The organism is Methanothermococcus thermolithotrophicus DSM 2095 (assembly GCF_000376965.1).
Taxonomy (GTDB): Archaea; AGJL01; Methanococci; order Methanococcales; family Methanococcaceae; genus Methanothermococcus; species Methanothermococcus thermolithotrophicus.
Genome location: NZ_AQXV01000027.1, coordinates 1 through 20,043, shown reverse-complemented (window position 1 = coordinate 20,043; position 20,043 = coordinate 1). Strand labels below are relative to the sequence as shown.

General features: G+C 34.8%; 16 protein-coding genes. 6 read left to right on the top strand and 10 right to left on the bottom strand.

All coding sequences use genetic code 11. The features are described from left to right. Positions 1-707: 707 nt before the first annotated feature. From F555_RS0101405 to F555_RS0101390, 4 genes are all read right to left on the bottom strand, one after another. On the bottom strand, positions 708-2,039 hold the full coding sequence (locus tag F555_RS0101405) for a methyl-coenzyme M reductase glutamine C-methyltransferase (protein WP_018153439.1): 1,332 nt from the start codon (positions 2,037-2,039) through the stop codon (positions 708-710). 2 nt (positions 2,040-2,041) lie between these two features. After that, positions 2,042-2,524 carry a ribosomal protein S18-alanine N-acetyltransferase gene (rimI, locus tag F555_RS0101400; RefSeq protein ID WP_018153438.1) on the bottom strand — a complete coding sequence of 161 codons (483 nt, stop codon included), beginning with the start codon at positions 2,522-2,524 and terminating at the stop codon, positions 2,042-2,044. A 128-nt stretch (positions 2,525-2,652) separates the two neighbouring features. Beyond that, positions 2,653-3,438 (bottom strand): sulfide-dependent adenosine diphosphate thiazole synthase, encoded by a 786-nt coding sequence (locus tag F555_RS0101395; protein WP_018153437.1) that lies wholly within the window; start codon positions 3,436-3,438, stop codon positions 2,653-2,655. 115 nt (positions 3,439-3,553) lie between these two features. Next, entirely contained in the window at positions 3,554-4,528 is a 975-nt protein-coding gene (locus F555_RS0101390; RefSeq protein ID WP_018153436.1) for a tRNA lysidine(34) synthetase, read from the bottom strand. 261 nt (positions 4,529-4,789) lie between these two features. On the opposite strand from F555_RS0101390, the gene thiI reads away from it, so the two are divergent. Next, a complete protein-coding gene (thiI, locus tag F555_RS0101385) occupies positions 4,790-5,935 on the top strand; it encodes a tRNA uracil 4-sulfurtransferase ThiI (RefSeq protein ID WP_018153435.1) in 1,146 nt (381 codons plus the stop codon). A gap of 77 nt (positions 5,936-6,012) precedes the next feature. Here thiI and F555_RS0101380 read toward each other — a convergent pair whose 3' ends face one another. From F555_RS0101380 to F555_RS0101365, 4 genes are all read right to left on the bottom strand, one after another. Next, positions 6,013-6,945 carry a TIGR00269 family protein gene (locus F555_RS0101380; RefSeq protein ID WP_018153434.1) on the bottom strand — a complete coding sequence of 311 codons (933 nt, stop codon included), beginning with the start codon at positions 6,943-6,945 and terminating at the stop codon, positions 6,013-6,015. 97 nt (positions 6,946-7,042) lie between these two features. Beyond that, positions 7,043-7,297: a MoaD/ThiS family protein gene (locus F555_RS0101375; protein ID WP_018153433.1), complete on the bottom strand. Its 255-nt coding sequence runs from the start codon at positions 7,295-7,297 to the stop codon at positions 7,043-7,045. A gap of 341 nt (positions 7,298-7,638) precedes the next feature. After that, entirely contained in the window at positions 7,639-8,037 is a 399-nt protein-coding gene (locus F555_RS0101370; RefSeq protein ID WP_018153432.1) for a 4Fe-4S binding protein, read from the bottom strand. 82 nt (positions 8,038-8,119) lie between these two features. After that, entirely contained in the window at positions 8,120-9,664 is a 1,545-nt protein-coding gene (locus tag F555_RS0101365) for a homocysteine biosynthesis protein (protein WP_018153431.1), read from the bottom strand. Between the two features lie 254 nt (positions 9,665-9,918). Between F555_RS0101365 and F555_RS0101360 the strand changes: the two genes are divergently transcribed. The 5 genes from F555_RS0101360 (at position 9,919) to rpoA2 (ending at position 17,676) form a co-directional block, all read left to right on the top strand. Beyond that, positions 9,919-10,155: a DNA-directed RNA polymerase subunit H gene (locus tag F555_RS0101360; protein ID WP_018153430.1), complete on the top strand. Its 237-nt coding sequence runs from the start codon at positions 9,919-9,921 to the stop codon at positions 10,153-10,155. A gap of 95 nt (positions 10,156-10,250) precedes the next feature. After that, positions 10,251-11,741 (top strand): DNA-directed RNA polymerase subunit B'', encoded by a 1,491-nt coding sequence (locus F555_RS0101355; protein WP_018153429.1) that lies wholly within the window; start codon positions 10,251-10,253, stop codon positions 11,739-11,741. 62 nt (positions 11,742-11,803) lie between these two features. Further along, on the top strand, positions 11,804-13,639 hold the full coding sequence (gene rpoB / locus F555_RS0101350; protein ID WP_018153428.1) for a DNA-directed RNA polymerase subunit B: 1,836 nt from the start codon (positions 11,804-11,806) through the stop codon (positions 13,637-13,639). Between the two features lie 95 nt (positions 13,640-13,734). Further along, on the top strand, positions 13,735-16,404 hold the full coding sequence (gene rpoA1 / locus F555_RS0101345; RefSeq protein WP_018153427.1) for a DNA-directed RNA polymerase subunit A': 2,670 nt from the start codon (positions 13,735-13,737) through the stop codon (positions 16,402-16,404). A gap of 99 nt (positions 16,405-16,503) precedes the next feature. Continuing rightward, on the top strand, positions 16,504-17,676 hold the full coding sequence (gene rpoA2, locus F555_RS0101340; RefSeq protein ID WP_018153426.1) for a DNA-directed RNA polymerase subunit A'': 1,173 nt from the start codon (positions 16,504-16,506) through the stop codon (positions 17,674-17,676). Between the two features lie 240 nt (positions 17,677-17,916). On the opposite strand, the gene F555_RS0101335 is transcribed toward rpoA2, so the two are convergent. After that, positions 17,917-18,897, bottom strand: coding sequence for a TIGR00341 family protein (locus F555_RS0101335; protein WP_018153425.1), 981 nt, complete (start codon positions 18,895-18,897; stop codon positions 17,917-17,919). Positions 18,898-19,194: 297 nt separating this feature from the next. Continuing rightward, positions 19,195-20,043, bottom strand: an 849-nt coding sequence (frhB, locus tag F555_RS0101330) for a coenzyme F420 hydrogenase subunit beta (RefSeq protein ID WP_018153424.1), incomplete at its 5' end; no start/stop codon positions are given.

The following is a 20,043-nucleotide window of genomic DNA, read 5'->3' as shown; positions in this document are numbered from 1 at the left end:
TAAAATAAGACCATAGTGGGATGGAAATTTTCTTCGATGTCTTCTTCTGATAAGTTTGCAAACGAGTTAAAATAAGACCATAGTGGGATGGAAATGCTTCTTTGTTGCGGTATTTTTGATAAGCTATTTTGAGTTAAAATAAGACCATAGTAGGATGGAAATACGTATATGGTACCATCTTGAGATATAGCAGGGGAGTTAAAATAAGACCATAGTGGGATGGAAATCTAATAGCCCGTGCTGCTCTAAGATTTGACAGGTTAAAATAAGACCATAGTGGGATGGAAATATATCTTGAAATCTATGTAGCTAGACTTGGAACCTTGTTAAAATAAGACCTTGTGGGATGGAAATTATGCGTTGTTTGTGTTTATAACTCTTGTTGCTGTTGTTAAAATCAGACCATTTATTTTTGGCATTAAGACTTTTTAAAGGCTTGAATTAGACCACCAAATTCCGAAGTAATTTTGAGAAAAACAAAAGATTGAGCATGATAAGTGATAACATAATTAATTTAAATAAAATTATATTATTATTTAAGAAAATTATGATATTATTTATCGTTTCATTAATGGGAATTACCATGTATTTAATAGGAATAACCATACTTACTAAAACAATCCCTATTTAAGTAAAGATTAAAATAAGGCCACCAAATCGAAGGAATTTTGAGATTTGAAATAAAAATTAAAAAAGAATAAAGAAAACTATTTTAAAACATTCTCATACTTAAAAATCAAATCAGTTATTTTTCTTATGTCTCTACCTTGCATTTTAGCCTCATTTAAATAGGTTGCATAAAGTTGCTTTGTCATTACTCTTGGATTTGATTTCCAACTTTCCGAATGAAGCATCAAGTCAAAACATTTAGCCTCACTTTCAGTCATACCGAGACTTCTATATGGGCCAAGATGTGTTTTAAAATTAGGATTTTTTTCCTTAGGAGTTTTTAAAACTAATTCACATAACTCAGTTGTTGGTATAGGCTCTGCAATACTTATGAAAATATCGTCCAACTCTGCATCAACTATAAAATCCTTTGTAAGTAAATAATCCATTTCGGTTTCTGTAGGATAGCCAACTATAAAACTTCCTGCAACTTTCACGCCGCAGTCCTTAGCTAATTTTATAGCATTTAGGTTCTTTTCCACCGTAGTTCCCTTTTTCATTTCCCTTAATATTTTATCGCTTCCACTTTCTATCCCATAGAAAACCCAGCCAATAGTATAGTTTTTCACAGCATCAAGAATTTCTTCGTCTATGTAGTCCACCCTCATATCTGGAACAGATAGATGTTCCTTTCCTATGATTTCAGATATTTTCTCCAGGAGCTCGATAAACATATTCTTGTTTGATGATTTTTTAAAGTTGTAAAGGCTTCCGGTACCGCCACTGATGGCAATTCTTTTAACTCCTCTCTTTTTAAATTCTTTAACTTCTTCTAAAATCAAATCCAAAGGCTTGCTTCTAATTTCTTTTCCAAAAAACTTTGGCACCTGACAGAAGGTACAGTTTCCAAAGCATCCCCTGTGTGTTTCAAGATAAACATTTGCTCCCCTGATGGTCTGAGCTCCGATGTCCCTTGGTATTAAAAGTTTTGAAAAGTCAAGTTCAGGCTTAGACTTAGGGATGTTGATTATCACTTCTCCATTTTCCACATATGCCAAACCTTCCTTTTCACCTTCAACAATATTTGGTGTTATCAATTCCCCTTCTCCAACTATAACACCATCTACCTTCAATTCTCCCAATACAATTTCAGGATATGCAGATACTGGACCCGCAACATATAATTTAGTATTTTTTGCACCATTAGTTTTTTTGATAAAATCAACGATATCTTTTATATCATCATCTATCAGATGCATGGTGGAGTACAAACTCAGTACCACAACATCAGAATTTAAAAGTAATTTTTTATCCAGGTTGTTAATCAACTTAACATCGTACTTTCCTTTGAATTTTTCTCGTAGAATTCCACCAATCAACATTGAACCATAGGTATAGTAATTTGGCGAATATATTGTAATCCTCTTCATCGCTACCACATGTTTATAATGATTGGATAATTTTTATTTAAATCAGCTCTCTTTTTTACCATGAGTATGGCATCTGAACCATCGTCATAGTATTTTGGAAGAAGTTTTTTATCAACGTAACCCCTTTTATAGTAAAATTTCCTTGCATTTGTGTTATCAAATCTTACCTCTAAAACAATGTATTTTGCATTACAGTATTCGTACAAATATTTTTCAATAGTATCTAATAAAAGAGTCCCTATTCCCTTTTTTCTATGATTTTCATCAACTGCAATAGAAACAATATGGCCATTACCCCACTCCATGACTGCAATTACGTAACCTACAATGTTTCCTTTGTTATCTTCGGCTACTAAAAAACCGTCTGGAAATGAATTATATATGTGTTTAATTAAAAATTCGGGATAATTTTTATTAAAAGACTGTTTTTCTATTTCCATAATCTTCTTAAAATCGCTCTCTTGAGATTTCCTTACTCTAACCATGATCCCCCAAAACAAGTTACAAAATGAAAACAAAAAAAGTAAACCGCACATAAATGTGCGGAAGACTACCATATAAGAAATCCTTCGGATTTGTCGAGATAATGATTATATCTCAATCGTATTTAAAATTATTTATTTAATTTTTCAAGTATCATTTCAGCACATTTCTTTCCAGAGAGATACATTCCTCCAAAGATTGCACCCATTCTGTATCCTGCATGAACTGCATTTGCAGCCATTCCACAGACAAACAATCCAGGGTATACTTCTCTGGTATTTCTTAAAAGTGAGTTTTCTCCTTTGTCTGCCCACATTGATTTTTCTCCAGGAACTTCAATGCCTAAGTCCTTGTTCTTTCTTGCCAGTGTGGTGGTAACTGAAGCGTCATGTCCTGTAGCATCTATAACGTACTTTGCATTTATTGTAATTGGGTCTACGTGGAGTCCTGCTTTTTCTATTGCATATCCTTGAACTACAACTCCTGCAACTTTATCTTCTCTCAATATTAAATCTTCAACTGCAACTGATGTTAAAATCTTTGCTCCTGCATCAATTGCACTTGCACCTAATTTAGCAGGAACTTCAACAGAATCTGCAATATAGTATCCTTCTACATCTTCTACTTTTTCTAACTTTATTCCTGCGTCTCTTAATATTTCATCGGCTGGTTCTTCAACAACTATGTATGGGAAGCCCATACCTCCTCCCCATGTTCCTCCACCAAATGAAAGATGTCTTTCTAAAATCACAACTTTAAGACCTTCTTTTGCTAAGTACTTTCCTGCAGTTAAACCACTTGGTCCTCCACCAACTATAGCAACATCTACCTCAATTACATCCATCCACATTTTAAATGCAGAGGACAATATTGCTTTTGTTACGTTGTATTCGTCTGCTTTTAACTTGTAGTCCATTATTTCACCTTTTTTATTTTTTATTTATTTTATTTTGGTTTCGTTTACGAAGTAAGCGAGCAACGAAATGCAAAGCATTTCGTCTAATATTTATAGGTTAGAGTTTATTGTAGAGTTATTTTTTGTAGAGCTCTACAGTTTTCAAGATGGATGATACCACCATTTCTCTTATATTGCTTACGTCCTTTTCAAGAAGGCTCAGGGTTTCATGGGCTTTTCGCCTAATGCTGTCACCCCGGTGCCTACTGAAAGGACATTCATCTTTATCTTTGTAGAACTCTACACCACACTCGATAAGAGCTCTTTTGATTTTTTCTTCAGGTACTGAAAGCAACGGCCGAATAATTGTACTGGCCCTTAAGGATAATTTAAAGTCTTTGAAATCCACAATTGTTTCTTCAAAGTTTTTTATAGGTTCCAATGCCTTTATTATATCTCCTTTAAATATATTTGCCATTACTGTGTCCGAATTATCTTCTAAAGTATGTCCAAACGCTATTTTAACAACATCATTATCATTTTCAATTAACTGTTCCGCATAATTGGTTAAAACATGCCTTCTAACAATTGAACAGGAAAAACATGGTGAATACTCAATACCCTTCGTGTTTTCAGATAGTATTTTAGACATCTCTACAACATCCTTGTCAAAACCTATTATTTCGTGTGGAATATTTAGACTTTCACAATGTTTCTTTATAATATCCATATTTTTATTGCTTTCGCTCCAAGGCCTGTTATTTTGAATATTTAAATCAACAGTTACTGCGTAGAGCTCTATTCCAAACTTTCTCCTATATGGTTCTAAGAGATGTAACAGAGATAGACTATCCTTTCCACCACTTAACCCTACAATTATTTTATCCCTTGGACTTATAATATTGTGTTTCGAAATATATCTACCCATCTTTTGAGAGATTTCTTCATAATTTCTTGAATATACAACAGGTATTCCAAAGTCTTCTTCTATTTTTTTCATCTTTTCCTTTGAGAGTCTGGCCAATCCCTTATTACATACTATTATCTTATCATTTCTGATGGTTAAATAGGATGGGTTACAATACTTCTTCAACTCCTTAATATTGATCATGTACTCACCAAATATATTAATACCATATTATTACCTTAATTAAAAATTATTAATATATATAGGTTATGGTAGGTGATAAGTTATGTTATATATAATTCACTGAAAAGATATTAATACTATATTATTACCTTAATTAAAAATTATTAATATATATAGGTTATGGTAAATGATAGATTGAGTAACACATAATTCACTAAAAAGATATAATAAATTACCTTATTATTAAAATTATTCATTATAATTATCGTAATAGGTGATAATTTGCAGACAGTTATAATTAGATATGGAGAGATCGGAACAAAATCCAGACAGACTAGAAAGAGATTTGAAGAACTACTTGCAAAAAACATTAGAAAAATATTGGAAAAACATCAAATAGATTCAAATGTTAAAAATGTTCATGCGAGACTATTGGTTGATATTGAAGAAGATTATTTAGAAAGAGCTGTTGAACTGTTAAAAAAAGTTCCAGGCATAAGCACATTTAGCCCGGCGGTAAAATGTGAATTAGATATTGAGTCTATAGTAAGGACTGCAAAAGAGCTCGTTAAAAAAGAGCTTGAAAATCACACCCATACCAAAACTGAAAACATAACATTTGGAGTCAGAACCCAAAGAATCCATAAACAATTTCCAATGAACTCTATTGAAGTTAATAGATTTGTTGGAGAAAAAATAATCAATGAATTCGGGCTAAAAGTTGATTTAAAAAATCCTGATATACCAGTTGATATAGAAATCTTGAGAGATTCTTGCTACATATTTACAAAAAGAATCGATGGTGTAGGGGGAATACCAGTAGGTACCCAAGGTAAAGTTTTAGTCTTACTTTCAGATGGTATAGACAGCCCAGTTGCAGCATATCTAATGATAAAAAGAGGTTGCAATGTTGTACTATTACATTTAAAAACTTCAGAAGAAGGTGCCAAAAAAACAGAAAAAATAGTTGAAATTTTAAGCGACTATGATTGTGATGCTAAATATATAGTTAAGGATTTCAAGGAAGAATTGGCAAAAATAAAGAAAAATCTAATTGAAATCGATAAGGAAAAATACACCTGCGTATTCTGTAAAAAATCAATGTTAAGAATAGGTGAAAAATTTGCAGAAAGGTTAAAGTGTGATGCCATTGTAAACGGAGATAATCTTGGGCAGGTTGCATCCCAAACACTGAAAAATCTAAGAGTAATAAGCCATGGAATAACCTATCCAATACTTAGGCCACTTGTAGGGTTTGATAAAAACGAAATAATCGAGATTGCAAAGAAAATAGGCACCTATGAAATTTCAACCAGTAAAGAGGTAAAGTGTTTTGCAGTTCCAAAGTATCCTATAACCACTGCAAGACTTGAAGATGTTGAAACAATTGATAAAAAGCTGTCTGAGATGAATGAGGAGAAGGAATAATACAAAATTGTGACTAAATAATACACCACCAAGCCGCCAACAACAATAAAAAAATAATAAAAAAATAATATTATGACCTATTGGGTGAATTTTGAATTTTTCAATAGGTCCAAATTATCCAAGAATGTACATGCCTTGCATACTCCAGATGCTGAAGGTTCTTTACAGTACTTACAAACCGTTGTATTATGGTCAATATCCAAATGCTCTATTAATCTTTCAAAACCTGCCACTATTGAGTATTTTGCTCCAGGGTGTTTTTCTTCGAGCTCATCCACTATATCAGAAACTTCAGCTCTGTAAGATAGGCATGAATACGGGCAAGGTGCTTTATGGTACTTTAATTCCATCAAATCTGCAAATAATAAAACTTCGTCTTCAGGTATCTTCATTAATGGTTTTATTCTTTTTACAAACTGCGGATGTTCAGCATTTTTCCCTAAAAGTACCAATTTTTTAATATTTCCTTCTATGTAGTTCATCATAACGGCATGGGATATGTCATCTAAATTATGTCCTATCGCCAAATAATCACATTTTTCTTCTAATGCCATTCTGTTTAATATTTTTCTTCTAATGACGCCACAGAAAGAACATGGATTCATTGTAAGATTTTTTTCCTTTGCTATTTTAACCATTTCATCCAAATTAGTTCCCAAGTACTCTTCAAAAGTCGCGATTTTGTATTCTATTCCGTATTCTTCACAGAACTTAATTCCTGCCTCTATACCATCTCTTCTAAAGCCCTCGATCCCTTCATCAACCATAAATGCTATTATCTTTGAATTTGGAATTGGCTTAAAAAATTCGTTCAAAATATGTGCCATTACCAAACTGTCCTTTCCACCGCTTATTCCCATACCTATCTTTATATTCTGTTTTATGATGTCTTTTCCAAGTGTTTTTCTTACTTTTTTCATGATGTCGCTAATAAAACATTCTTTACAAAAATTCATTCCAGAGTGTTTTTGATAATAAACTGCTTCTTTACCGCATTTATTACATTTCATATACTATTCACCTGCTGATTTAGTAGTCCCACAATTGGCTACATTCTGCAATAATTTTTAGAATATCTGTGGGATATTAATTCGTAGAACTACCAGATTATCCGCCAGAAACCGGAGGGTAGATTCCAATTTCACTATCTCCATTTATTACATCTTCACCAGTAGTTATTTCGCAATCTTTGGAAACTATCACGTTTCCGTTGTTAAAATCCTCTTTTATCGAGATGTTGTATTCATCCTCTAAAATATCGATTAAATCTATTATCCTTATTTCTTCTTTATCCAAGGATATTTTAAGTCCTTCACCGTAACATTCCCGGTATTTTGCAAAAAATTTAATATTTAATATCATAATATCACCTGAACGTAGTGAAGGTGAGCTATGAAAACCGTTAGGTTTTCATTTAATCACCAAAATCACATGTTAGAATTATAGTTGTTTGCGAATTTTATTGGAATTAGTTGAATAATCGTAGATTATTCAACTTCCCTGCAACTGTAGGTTGCAGTGGATATTTACATACTCTAAATTCTCAAATGGTTGTTATTAGGCCTATTTTAAAATAAGTTATATCTTTCAATTCATTAAAGGCATTTTTCAATATCTAACGCAAACAACCGATAGTAATAGTAAAAAATTTCATTATCTGATAAATAATATTAAAAGAGATTAAAAATGTATTTAATATGTATTTAAATGTCAAAAACCTCAATGGCTTTTACAGGACATACCTTAACGCAGTTTTTACAGCCTATGCATTCCTCTTCGTCAAATACTACGCTGTAGTCCTCTTTTATTTCAATTGCCCCAACTGGACAATGGACTACACATGCCCCACATTCAACACATGCTTCATCGTTTTTTTGTATTATCTTTGGAATATCCTCAACTTCACCGTATTTATTCAATATATCTATGGCTTGTTTTATCTGATCCTCGCTCCCATTAAATTCCAATATCAAAAATCCTTCTTGGGGCTCCATTTTAGCTTTCAATATATTCAATAGAATATTTGTGTTCAATATAACTTCTGAGACTATTGGCTTAGTTACGTTTTTTCCAGAAATCCAATAGTATATCCTTTTTTTCATAATATAATCACCTGAACGAAGTGTAAGGTGAGCTGTAAAAATCCGAAGGATTTTTACTCAATCACCGTATTTTATCAAACACTTAAATTTTGCTCACTATATTTGATCTACCGATAAGTTTTGAAAGATCCTCTGCGGTTACAATACCTAGTACTCTTTTATTACTGTCTAAAACTGGGACACCAGATATATTGTGAGCAGCCATTTTTCTTGCCACTACATCTATTGGTTCATCAACTGTAGAGCTCACAACATACTTTGTCATTATTTCTGCAATTGATTTTTTGTTCTGAGATACGGCTCTTGCGATATCCCATGATGTGACAATACCAGTTAAAACTCCATTTTCATCTACAATTGGCAGATGGTTTATATTGTTTTCAATTATAATTCTCGAAGCTTCTTCAACTGATATATTTGAACTTGCCACTATTGGTGGCTTGCTTAATATGTCTCCAACGAGTTTTGCCTTAGCTTTCATAGGTCTTGCAGAACCTTTTCCAAGTGTAGCCACTCTTTCTGAAAGTAAGAACTCTCCTTTTAAAATCCAGTCTTTAAGTTCTTCTGCGATTTCTCTTGAAACTTTGTAACTTGATACTGGAGCAGTTTTTACAGATTTCTGTACTTTTTTACCTTCAATCTCTACTTCAATATCTACGCATCCGCTTCTCAATTCCTTGTAATTAACTTTGCCCACTATAGGTCTTTCCCTTCTTGGTACCCCATAATCGATAATTGAGACATATATATCTTCATCCCTTACGGCACAGGCTTTTGCAACATCTTCATTTAAAACTGGTATTGGAATTCCCATTCCAACAAACAGTGAACTTCCGTATTTTGGTAGTGTTGCACCTCTTAGGTACTTACTATCCATTGTTTTAAGGTCACCACTTACCATCAAAGTTCCGAAGGCATTATCAGGACTGTGCTGGGTTCCTTCGCTAACTACGTAGCCAATACCTCCACCTAGGAATATCTTGGTTCCAATTCCTATGGTGTTGTATGTCTTTGTTTCCCTGTTGTAATCGTTTTGAAGTGGGTTGAGTTGTCCAGCTCCAGAGTAGTTTATATTACCATACTCGGGAAGAAGTGTTCCCATGTAGGTGTATATTTTTTCCTCTTTACTGTTTGTAGCTGCATTGTATGATTGGTAGCAGTTTCTTGGGTTAACAAGTATTGCCTGGTTTAGATCATCAATTGTTATTGTAGTGGTTACCTTTTTTCTAGGGTAGCAGTCGGTAGTGTAACCTTCAGCTACCAACTCTATTTCTTTTCCTGCCACTAAATCTTCTATTACATGAGCTCCCCCATAATCGATACCTATATCATCATCGGTGTTTGGTTGAGTTGCACCGAGGTAGGTATCTACAGCCGCCAATCCAGAGTAGGATTCAACACCGTTTAAATAAGTCTTTATCATTTTTATTGGTGGATCAGCATGACCAAAGTTTAGGAAGACCCCACTTGAGCACATTGCCCCGAATGTTCCAGTTGTAACAACATCTACTTTCTCTGCTGCATCCTTTGGACCTAAATCTTCCACAATCTCAATCATCTCTTCGGCAGTTACTACTACTGCATCGCCACTCCTTATTTTTTCATTAATTTCTTGAATAGTTTTCATAATAATCATCCTAATACTTATATACTATTACACAATATTGCATTGTAGAGTTTAATTTTTTAAATATAATATATATAGATTTCGATTCTATTTAGATATTAATGCATAATAGTTTCGTAAAACTAGCAACCTTAGTGCAATAGAAAAAGATAAATACTATTATATGCCATCTTATTTGATACATCGAATTAATATAATGATATATTATGAGTATTTTATAAAATATCCTATTTTAAACGCAAGGAGGCCTTATTGTGAAGGTATCATCACATGAAATGGTTCCGAAACATGAGATAATACCCAAAGAAGAAGTTCCTTTGTTACTCGAAAAATATGGTATAAAGATACAGCAGTTACCTAAAATCTTAGATACCGATCCGGTTATTCTTGAAATTGGAGCTGAAATTGGGGATGTTGTCAAAATAACAAGAAAAAGCCCTACCGCAGGAGAAACTACCTCCTATAGGTTGGTTGTTAAAAAGACCATCTAACTTTAATATTATTCAGTTTATTATTAAATTTTTTATAAAGTTGTTAATGCCATGAACATATATTATTTTATCATTTAAAAGCTAAGGGGGAGATCATGGAATCCCGTACGATTGTTGATTCATTTTTTAAGGAAAACACTTTGGTTAAACACCATATAGATTCCTATAACGACTTTGTAGAGCACAAGATTCAAAAAATAATTGATGAAGTTCACTCTATAGAAACTGAAATACAGGGTAGATACGATATAGTATTTGGAAAGGTTAGAGTAGAAAAACCAGTAAATAAAGAAGCGGATGGTTCTGTAAAAGAGATAACACCTATGGAAGCGAGAATTAGAAATTTATCATACTCTGCCCCAATATTTTTAGAAATCACACCTATTATGGGAAAAGATGAAGAAGAGACCTATGGAGAAACCGTTGAAGTGTACATTGGGGAACTTCCAGTTATGCTTGGTTCAAAAATCTGTCACCTCCATGGAAAGACTAAAGAAGAACTAATAGCATACGGGGAAGATCCTGAAGATCCACTTGGTTACTTTATAGTAAATGGGTCCGAAAAAGCAGTTGTAGCTCAGGAGGATTTAATCCCAAACAGAATATTATGTGAAAAAGTAGAGAAAAACGGGAAGATTATTGATATTGCAAAGGTGTTCTCAACAAGGCATGGTTTCAGAGCCCTTTGTACCGTAGAAAGAAGCTCCGACGGTCTTTTAAATGTTTCATTCCCAGGAATGTCTGGCAGCATACCGTTGGTAATTTTAATGAGAGCTCTTGGAGCAGAAAGTGATAGACAGATTATTGAAATGATCTCAGACGAACCTTCAGTAGTAATGCAACTTATTGCAAATCTTCAGGAAGCCAGAGAAGAGCATAATATATTTACAACAGAAGACGCTCTCGAATATATTGGTAAAAGGGTGGCACCAGGACAGCCAAAAGAGTACAAGTTAAAGAGAGCTGAAACAATCCTATGCAACTACCTATTGCCGCACATGGGTGTAGATATAAAAGACCTACCTAAAAAATGTAAATATTTAGGAAGAATGGCCAAAAACGCTATTCAATTATATTTAGGCCTCAGGGTTGAAGACGACAAGGACCACTATGGAAACAAAAGATTAAAATTGGCTGGAGACCTAATGGAAGATTTATTTAGGCATTCATTTAACCAGTTGGTAAAGGACATAAAATACCAGCTTGAAAGACAGGCAATAAGAAACAAAGAACCTTCCATTCAAGCTGCAGTTAGAAGTGATGTTTTAACAGAAAGAATGAGACATGCAATGGCCACAGGTAACTGGGTCGGCGGTAGAACTGGGGTAAGCCAGTTGTTGGATAGAACCAGTTACTTAGCAACAGTTTCACAGTTAAGAAGGGTGGTCTCCCCATTATCAAGATCACAACCACATTTCGAGGCAAGGGACTTGCACGCTACACAGTGGGGTAAAATTTGTCCATCAGAAACACCAGAAGGTCCAAACTGTGGGCTCGTTAAAAACCTTGCTTTAATGTGTAAAGTTACAACTGATGAAGACGATAGCAAAGTTTTAGAGCTATTAAATGAATTAAAACTTCAATAATATATCCAATAACTTATTATTTTAATTTATAGGATAACTTAGGTATTAAAAAGGTGAAAACCTTGGAAAAAAATGCAAATATTTATGTTAACGGAAAACTTGTAGATACAACTGATAATCCAGAACAGGTTGTTAAATTTTTAAGAGAAAAGAGGAGAAAGGGGGAGTTATCCCCATTTACTTCAATCTCATTTAACGAAGAGAGTAACGATATTCATATATCTACTGATGGCGGTAGGGCTGTTAGGCCCCTCATTGTAGTTGAAAACGGTAAATCTAAATTAACAGAAGAAATCATTGAACAACTAAAAAACGGAGAAATTACATTCTCAGATTTAGTAAGTAAGGGAATTATTGAATATTTAGACGCCGAAGAAGAAGAAAACGCATACATTGCTGTTTATGAGAAAGAATTAACTGAAGAACATACCCACCTGGAGATAGACCCACTGGCTATTTTAGGTATCGGTGCAGGGGTAGCTCCTTATCCAGAACACAACTCTGCTCCAAGGATTACAATGGCTGCGGCGATGGGTAAACAGTCATTGGGTATTCCAATGTCCAATATAAAATGGAGAATGGATACGAGAGGTCACCTTCTTCACTACCCTCAAGTTCCAATAGTTAGGACTAAACACCAGGAAATTTTAGGATTCGATAAAAGACCTGCAGGGCAAAACTTCGTTGTAGCTGTTATGAGTTACGAAGGATACAACATGGAGGATGCCTTTATCATAAACAAAGCTGCCATTGAAAGAGGTTTGGGAAGGAGCACTTTCTTCAGAAGTTATGAAAGCTTTGAAAAGAGATACCCTGGCGGACAGTTAGATAGATTTGAAATTCCGGAAAAAGGAATAAGGGGCTACAGAGCAGAAGAAGCTTACAGGAATTTAGGTGATGATGGTTTAATAGAACTAGAATCTGAAGTTAGCTCTGGAGATGTTATCATAGGTAAAACCTCCCCGCCAAGGTTCTTAGAGGAACACGAAATATCACTACAAACTAGATCACAGAGAAGAGATACCTCAGTTACCGTAAGACATGGTGAAGAAGGTATTGTCGATTTAGTTGTTTTAAGTGAAACTAAAGAAGGAAATAGACTGGCAAAAGTTAGAGTTAGAGACTTAAGAATTCCAGAGCTCGGAGATAAATTTGCTTCAAGACATGGTCAGAAAGGGGTTATTGGTCTTGTAGTTCCACAGGAAGACCTCCCATTCACAGAAAATGGAATAGTCCCAGATTTAATTATTAACCCGCACGCAATTCCATCAAGGATGACTATCGGACAGGTTCTTGAGATGATAGGTGGTAAAGTAGGTGCTTTAGAGTGTAGAAGGGTAGATGGAACCATATTCAGCGGAGAAAAAGAATGGGATTTAAGAAGAACCCTTGAAAAGTATGGATTTAAACACCACGGTAAAGAAGTAATGTACGATGGAAAAACTGGTAAGAAGTTAGAATGCGAAATATTCGTCGGAGTAGCATACTACCAGAAATTACACCACTTGGTTGCAGGAAAAATCCATGCAAGAAGTAGGGGACCAATACAAGTTCTTACAAGACAGCCAACTGAAGGTAGGGCAAGAGAAGGTGGTCTTAGATTTGGAGAAATGGAAAGGGATGTTCTTGTCGGTCACGGTGCGGCTCTCTTGTTAAAAGAAAGGCTTCTTGATGAATCAGATCCATACCAAGACTATGTATGTATAAAATGTGGAGAAATTGCAATTTACGACTACAAGAGGGGAATTAAACACTGTCCACTTTGTGGTGAAACCGAAGATATCCAAGATAACAGAAAAATACCGCCGGTTAAAATGGCTTATGCATTCAAATTACTGTTGGACGAACTCAAAAGTATGGGAATATATCCAAAATTGAAATTAAGGGATAGAGCATAATTACTTAAAATTACTTTAATTACTTAACTACTTAATTTCCCATACTTTGAAAGTAAAACATGGTCATAAGATCTAAAAACCCTGATGGTGAAATAATGGATAAATTCGATATTCCAAAAGAAATTGGAGAACTTATATTTGGTTTACTATCCCCAGAATATACTAGAACCATGTCCTGTGCGAAAATTGTAACTGCAGACACTTATGATGATGACGGCTACCCCATTGATGGCGGATTGATGGACACCAGATTAGGGGTTATTGATCCAGGTTTGGTTTGTAAAACATGTGGCGGTAGAGTTGGAACCTGTCCAGGACATTTTGGTCATATTGAACTCTCAAAACCGGTTATTCATATAGGGTTCGCAAAAGATATTTACAAAATTTTAAAGGCCGTATGTCCTCACTGTGGTAAGGTTGCAATAGGGGACTTAAAAAGGATGGAATACCTTGAAAAAATGAAAAAATTGGAAGAAGAAGGCGGTGACAAATGGACACTTTGCGATGAGATATTAAAAGAAGCCGCAAAAGGTACCGTATGTCCATCCTGTGGTGAAGTTAAATATGATATCAAGTATGACAAGCCAACAACATACTACCAAATTGATGGAAAACACCAAAAACGGCTGACAGCTTCGGAAGTTAGGGAAATCCTTGAAAAAATACCTAATGAAGATTGCATACTATTGGGGATAAATCCAGAAGTTGCTAGGCCAGAATGGATGGTATTAACCGTTCTCCCAGTACCTCCGGTTACAGTAAGACCTTCAATTACCCTGGAAAGCGGGGAAAGAAGGGAAGACGATTTAACCCACAAACTCGTTGATATTATAAGAATTAATCAAAGGTTAGAAGAAAACATTGATGGTGGAGCTCCAAACTTAATTATTGAAGACCTTTGGGATTTGTTACAATACCACGTAAACACGTACTTTGATAATGAAGCTCCAGGAATACCGCCTGCAAGACACAGAAGTGGAAGACCGTTAAGGACACTTGCTCAAAGATTGAAAGGTAAAGAAGGAAGATTTAGACATAACTTAGCAGGTAAAAGGGTTAACTTCTCTGCGAGGACTGTTATCTCACCAGATCCATGTTTAAGTATTAACGAAGTTGGAGTTCCGGAAATGATTGCAAAGGAACTAACTGTTCCAGAAAAAGTTACAAAGCATAATATGGAGAAAATAAGGGAGCTCCTTAGAAACAGTCCAGATAAACCTCCAGGTATTAACTACATTATAAAGAAAATTAGAATGAAAGATGGAAAAGAAGAAGAATTAAAGATAAAAATAACCGATAAAAACAGAGACCATTGGATTGAAAATATCGAAGAAGGAATGATTGTTGAAAGACATCTAATGGATGGAGATATTGTACTTTACAACAGGCAGCCTTCACTTCACAGAATGTCAATTATGGCCCATAAAGTTAAGGTATTACCTTACAGAACATTTAGACACAACCTATGTGTATGTCCTCCTTACAACGCGGACTTCGATGGGGACGAGATGAACCTTCACGTTCCACAATCAGAAGAAGCCATAGCAGAAGCTGAAAGTTTAATGCTTGTAGAAAAACATATCATATCCCCAAGATTCGGAGGACCTATTATTGGGGCAATTCACGACTTCATCTCTGGAGCATACATCTTAACAAGTTCCTACTTTACAAAAGATGAAGCTTCAATCATACTAAGAGGGGCAGGGCTTAAGGCTGAGTTAGGAGAACCGGATATTGTTAAGGATGGAGTACCCTTGTACTGTGGAAAAAAACTCTTCAGTAAAACCTTGCCTGAAGGATTGAGCTTAAAATATAGGGCAAAAATATGTAAGAAATGTGACGAATGTAAATTTGAAGAATGTGAACATGATGCCTATGTTGTAATCAAAAACGGCCAGTTGATAAAAGGTGTTATCGATAAAAACGGATACGGTTCTGAAGCAGGTATCATCCTAAACATGGTTGTTAAAGAGTTTGGATCAGAAGCTGCAAGGAGATTCTTGGATACTGCAACAAAGATGGCCATAAGAGCATTTATGATAAAAGGGTTCACAACAGGTATTGATGACGAGGATATTCCAGAAAGTGCAATTGAAGAAATTCAAAGAGCTCTGGACAAGGCAGAGGAAGAAGTTGAAGAAATCATTGCTCAATATGAAAATGGTACATTGGAACCATTACCTGGTAGAGGCTTAGAAGAATCTAGGGAAGCATATATCATGCAAATCCTAGGTAAGGCAAGGGATGAAGCAGGTAAAATTGCAGAGAAATATTTAAGTAAAGACAACCATGCGGCACTGATGGCTAGAACCGGTGCAAGAGGTTCATTGTTAAACATTACAATGATGGCAGGTTGTGTCGGTCAGCAGTCAGTTAGGGGAGGTAGGATCTTCAGAGGTTACAGAGGAAGAACATTACCTCACTTTGAGAAAGGTAGCTTAACAGCGAAATCACATGGTTTCGTTAGGAGCTGCTATAAAAAAGGACTTTCACCTACAGAGTACTTCTTCCACGCGATGGGAGGTAGGGAAGGTCTTGTCGACCAGGCTGTGAGAACTGCTCAGTCAGGTTACATGCAAAGAAGACTGGTTAACGCACTTCAGGATATCAAAGCAGAATATGACGGTACTGTAAGGGATTCAAGAGGATTAATTGTCCAGTTTGAATACGGGGAAGATTTAGTAGATCCATCAAAGGCAGATCATGGAAAAGGAGTAGATTTAGAGAAAATAATTACAAAAGTTAAATCAAAGTATGAAAACTAAATTTAAAACAATAATGTAGCTCAAATCCTTAAGAGATGCCTATAATTTATTCTTTTATTTTAATTATCCCCCTTTATTTAATTTAAGATGGTGAAATAAATGGAAAAAATGGTGGAAATAGAAAAAAAATTAGATGGCACCATATTACCACCTTCATTAAAGGAAGAGTTGGCCAAAAAAATAGTAAGCGAAAACATAGAAGATGAAAATATTATTGACGAGATTATTAAGGAAACTATTGTTGCTTACGAAAGAACACTTGTCGAGCCTGGTGAAGCAGTAGGAGTAATTGCTGCCCAATCAATTGGTGAACCAGGTACCCAGATGACGATGAGAACCTTCCACTATGCAGGGGTTGCAGAATTGAACGTTACATTGGGTCTTCCAAGGATGATTGAAATCGTGGATGCAAGAAAAGAACCATCCACACCTACAATGACCATATTCTTAGAGGATGAATACAAATACGATAGAGAAAAGGCTGAAGAAATAGCAAGGAACATAGAAAGTACCACCGTAGAATCAGTTTCAGATGACATAAGTGTTAACTTAGTTGATGAATGTATAACTATTATTTTGGATAAGGACGAACTGGCAAAAAGAGGAATAACAGTTGATCATGTTGTAGAATCCATCAAAAAGAAAATGAAGTTGAAAATCGAGGTTGATGGTTACACACTTCAATTAAAAATAAAAACCCCTTCATTAAAGGCCCTTAGAAAAAGACTCCCAAAGATTAGATCAATTCACCTAACGGGAGTTCCAAATATATCAAGGGTTATTATAAGAAAAGAAGTAGATGAATATGTACTCTACAGTGAAGGTTCAAACTTAAAAGAGGTTTTCACTATTGAAGGCGTTGATAAGACTAGAACCATTACAAACAATATTATAGAGATTCAGGAAGTACTTGGAATTGAAGCTGCAAGAAACGCTATTATAAATGAAATGAATGCAACACTGAGTAACCAGGGGCTTACTGTGGATATAAGACATTTGATGTTGGTTGCAGACCTTATGACAGCAGACGGTGAAGTAAAACCAATAGGTAGGCATGGTATCAGTGGTGGAAAAGCTTCTGTTCTTGCAAGAGCTGCATTCGAGGAAACAGTTAAACACCTGTACGCTGCGTCAATGAGAGGATACAACGACGAATTAAAAGGAGTTGTAGAAAACATAATCGTTGGAAAACCAATATCATTAGGTACTGGATGTATAGAATTATATGTTGACAGCGATTACGAAGAAGGTAAAAATATAAAGACTGAATAACATTTTACAATTATTTCTCTTTAGTTCATTCCTTTATTACACATATAATATTGTGAGCTCATATATTATTTTTTGATTGGTGGTTATCAAACTCTTGATAATCTTTATTCAACATTTATCATTTCATTGGATATATAGAAAACTTAATTTTTCGAAATTTTAAGAATTCATTTAAATCAAAGCCTAGTAATTATCTTTTTTTCATTGTCAAAATTAAATTAACAATAAAAGTTAAATGTTTTATCTAAAAACAGTGATTAACATAATAAGCATAATTAAAAGGCTCATCCATACGGATATTGCAATAATTGTCAGTTTTCTAGCTTTTTCTCTTTCCCACCACTTATATGGTGATATGCCATACAAAAAGAAAAGTAAAACTGATGAAAGGTTTATAGATATTATATTTGCAATAAACAATAGCAGTATTGGAATTGATTCAATATAATAGCCTGCCCCAACGGAGAGCCCAAAAGCTACCAAGGGAGGCAGTAAAGCTATTGCTATCATAACTCCTACTACTGCAGAAGAAATTCCAGATATTGTGGATATGGCCCCAACTATACCTGCCGCCAGAGCGATTATGACCTGCTCTATATCTAAGTTCATCCTCGAAGAAATTTGTGGATTTGCAGGAGTTATGGGTAAAAAGTGCCCTAGAACTATGGATAATATTAAAACGATTCCCGTTCCTAACAAAAGGTTTTTTATTGATTTTTTTGCAAGATTACTATCTGCTACAGTTATGGAATAAGATAATGCTATGTTAGGGGATAAAAGTGGGGCGATTATCATAGATCCTATAATCACTGCAACATCATTTTTCCATATACCAATAGATGCCACAATTGCAGATAATACTATCATTAAAAAATACTCTTTTGAAATGTTTGTTGTTTCATACATTTTTCCATATATTTCTTGACGAGAGAGTCTTTCCGGTATGTTACCATTTTTTTCAGTAGGTTCTTCAATTACTTCAGGTACGGTAGTTGTAGGTTGAAATACGATTATTCTAAATTTGGAGCCACCATATTGATTGTTTAGTTTATCCACTATTTTTTCAGTACTTTTTAGTGTTGTGAGTATTCTTATAAGGGTATAGTTGGCTTCTTCTTCCACATGCGTCCAAATAATATCCAACTGATCGTCTTTGACAATACCATCAAGACCTGCAAAAATGTGTTTTGGAATATAACATTCAATAAGACGGAGCTTCAAAATAATCCCCCAATTAAATTAACATATTTAAAATAGTGGAACCAACCATCATAAAAACTTATCTTAAAAACCATGGTTGTTTGATTTTCTTGTAAATAATTAAAAAGAGAATTATGCAGGGATATGATTGTTAGAATGGGATATCCTTTTAGAGATGACAAACCAACCTTTAGAAAAGGTTGGATCCAAAGAATGCACTACCTCGTTTTACTTGGCGTGCCTTTAGGTAGTTAATAAGGAACTGGTAATCCAATCTCCTTCCAACCTTTAAAAAAGGTTGGATCCAAAGTAAAGATTCTAATAAGGAACTGGTAATCCAATTTCTTTTCTATGTTCGATTTCTTTTGCGTTTTTCTCTTTTTTAGTTAGTGATAGTTTCTCAACTAATCCTAAACCAGGTTTAACTTCTTCTATTGGTTTAACTTCCAATGCTCCGGCTTCAACCATTTTGTTAAAGAACTCTTCTCCTTGAGCAGTTCTTATGAATACTGTACTCCAGCCATCTGGGCTTCCCACCGAACCTGTGGAAATATCAGCCAATTCAGCTGTGTAATCCATACATACGTGGCAGGATTGTTGTTCGTATGGGTGGGTTTCTTTTAATTTGATGGATTTAACATCTCCCCATTTGGAATATACCCAGAATTTACCTTTTCCAATATCAGTTTTAGCAACATCTTCCATCTTTATTCCACAGTGTTCCTCGATGATGGTTTTCATACCATTGTATGGGAAGTTTTCCATACAGAATATTCCCACAATTAATGCCAGTTTATCAGGAACGTGCCTAAATCCTATAGGATATTTCATTAATTTTCTAGTTGCAATTATTTGGCATGGAGTTCCAACAACTCCAAGTTTTTCACATCCATACTCTCTAACTGCACTCTTTATCACACTTATAGTTGGACAGACTGTGTATTTGGTTCCAGCAGCCTCTAAAACTTCATCAACTGTTGTTGCAACTTTAGGAGTTGTTTGTAATTTGTCATCTTTATCTGCAACAATAACACCATCCAAGAGGCCATTTTCCAAACCGTATATATATGCGGCTGAAACAATACCTCCATCTTGACATTTTTTCAGTATGGTTTTATCTGCAGCTCTTGCAGATACCACAGTTTTATACTTTCCAAAGGGATCCAT

What these genes read in the sequence shown, in the direction of transcription:
- rimI (WP_018153438.1), bottom strand. Translation starts at nt 2,524, where the DNA reads ATGGTTAGAGTAAGGAAATCTCAAGAGAGCGATTTTAAGAAGATTATG.
- F555_RS0101380 (WP_018153434.1), bottom strand. Translation starts at nt 6,945, where the DNA reads ATGAAATGTAATAAATGCGGTAAAGAAGCAGTTTATTATCAAAAACAC.
- F555_RS0101365 (WP_018153431.1), bottom strand. Translation starts at nt 9,664, where the DNA reads ATGAAAACTATTCAAGAAATTAATGAAAAAATAAGGAGTGGCGATGCA.
- F555_RS0101355 (WP_018153429.1), top strand. Translation starts at nt 10,251, where the DNA reads ATGGAATCCCGTACGATTGTTGATTCATTTTTTAAGGAAAACACTTTG.
- F555_RS0101390 (WP_018153436.1), bottom strand. Translation starts at nt 4,528, where the DNA reads ATGATCAATATTAAGGAGTTGAAGAAGTATTGTAACCCATCCTATTTA.
- rpoA1 (WP_018153427.1), top strand. Translation starts at nt 13,735, where the DNA reads ATGGATAAATTCGATATTCCAAAAGAAATTGGAGAACTTATATTTGGT.
- rpoA2 (WP_018153426.1), top strand. Translation starts at nt 16,504, where the DNA reads ATGGAAAAAATGGTGGAAATAGAAAAAAAATTAGATGGCACCATATTA.
- F555_RS0101375 (WP_018153433.1), bottom strand. Translation starts at nt 7,297, where the DNA reads ATGATATTAAATATTAAATTTTTTGCAAAATACCGGGAATGTTACGGT.
- F555_RS0101405 (WP_018153439.1), bottom strand. Translation starts at nt 2,039, where the DNA reads ATGAAGAGGATTACAATATATTCGCCAAATTACTATACCTATGGTTCA.
- F555_RS0101395 (WP_018153437.1), bottom strand. Translation starts at nt 3,438, where the DNA reads ATGGACTACAAGTTAAAAGCAGACGAATACAACGTAACAAAAGCAATA.
- F555_RS0101370 (WP_018153432.1), bottom strand. Translation starts at nt 8,037, where the DNA reads ATGAAAAAAAGGATATACTATTGGATTTCTGGAAAAAACGTAACTAAG.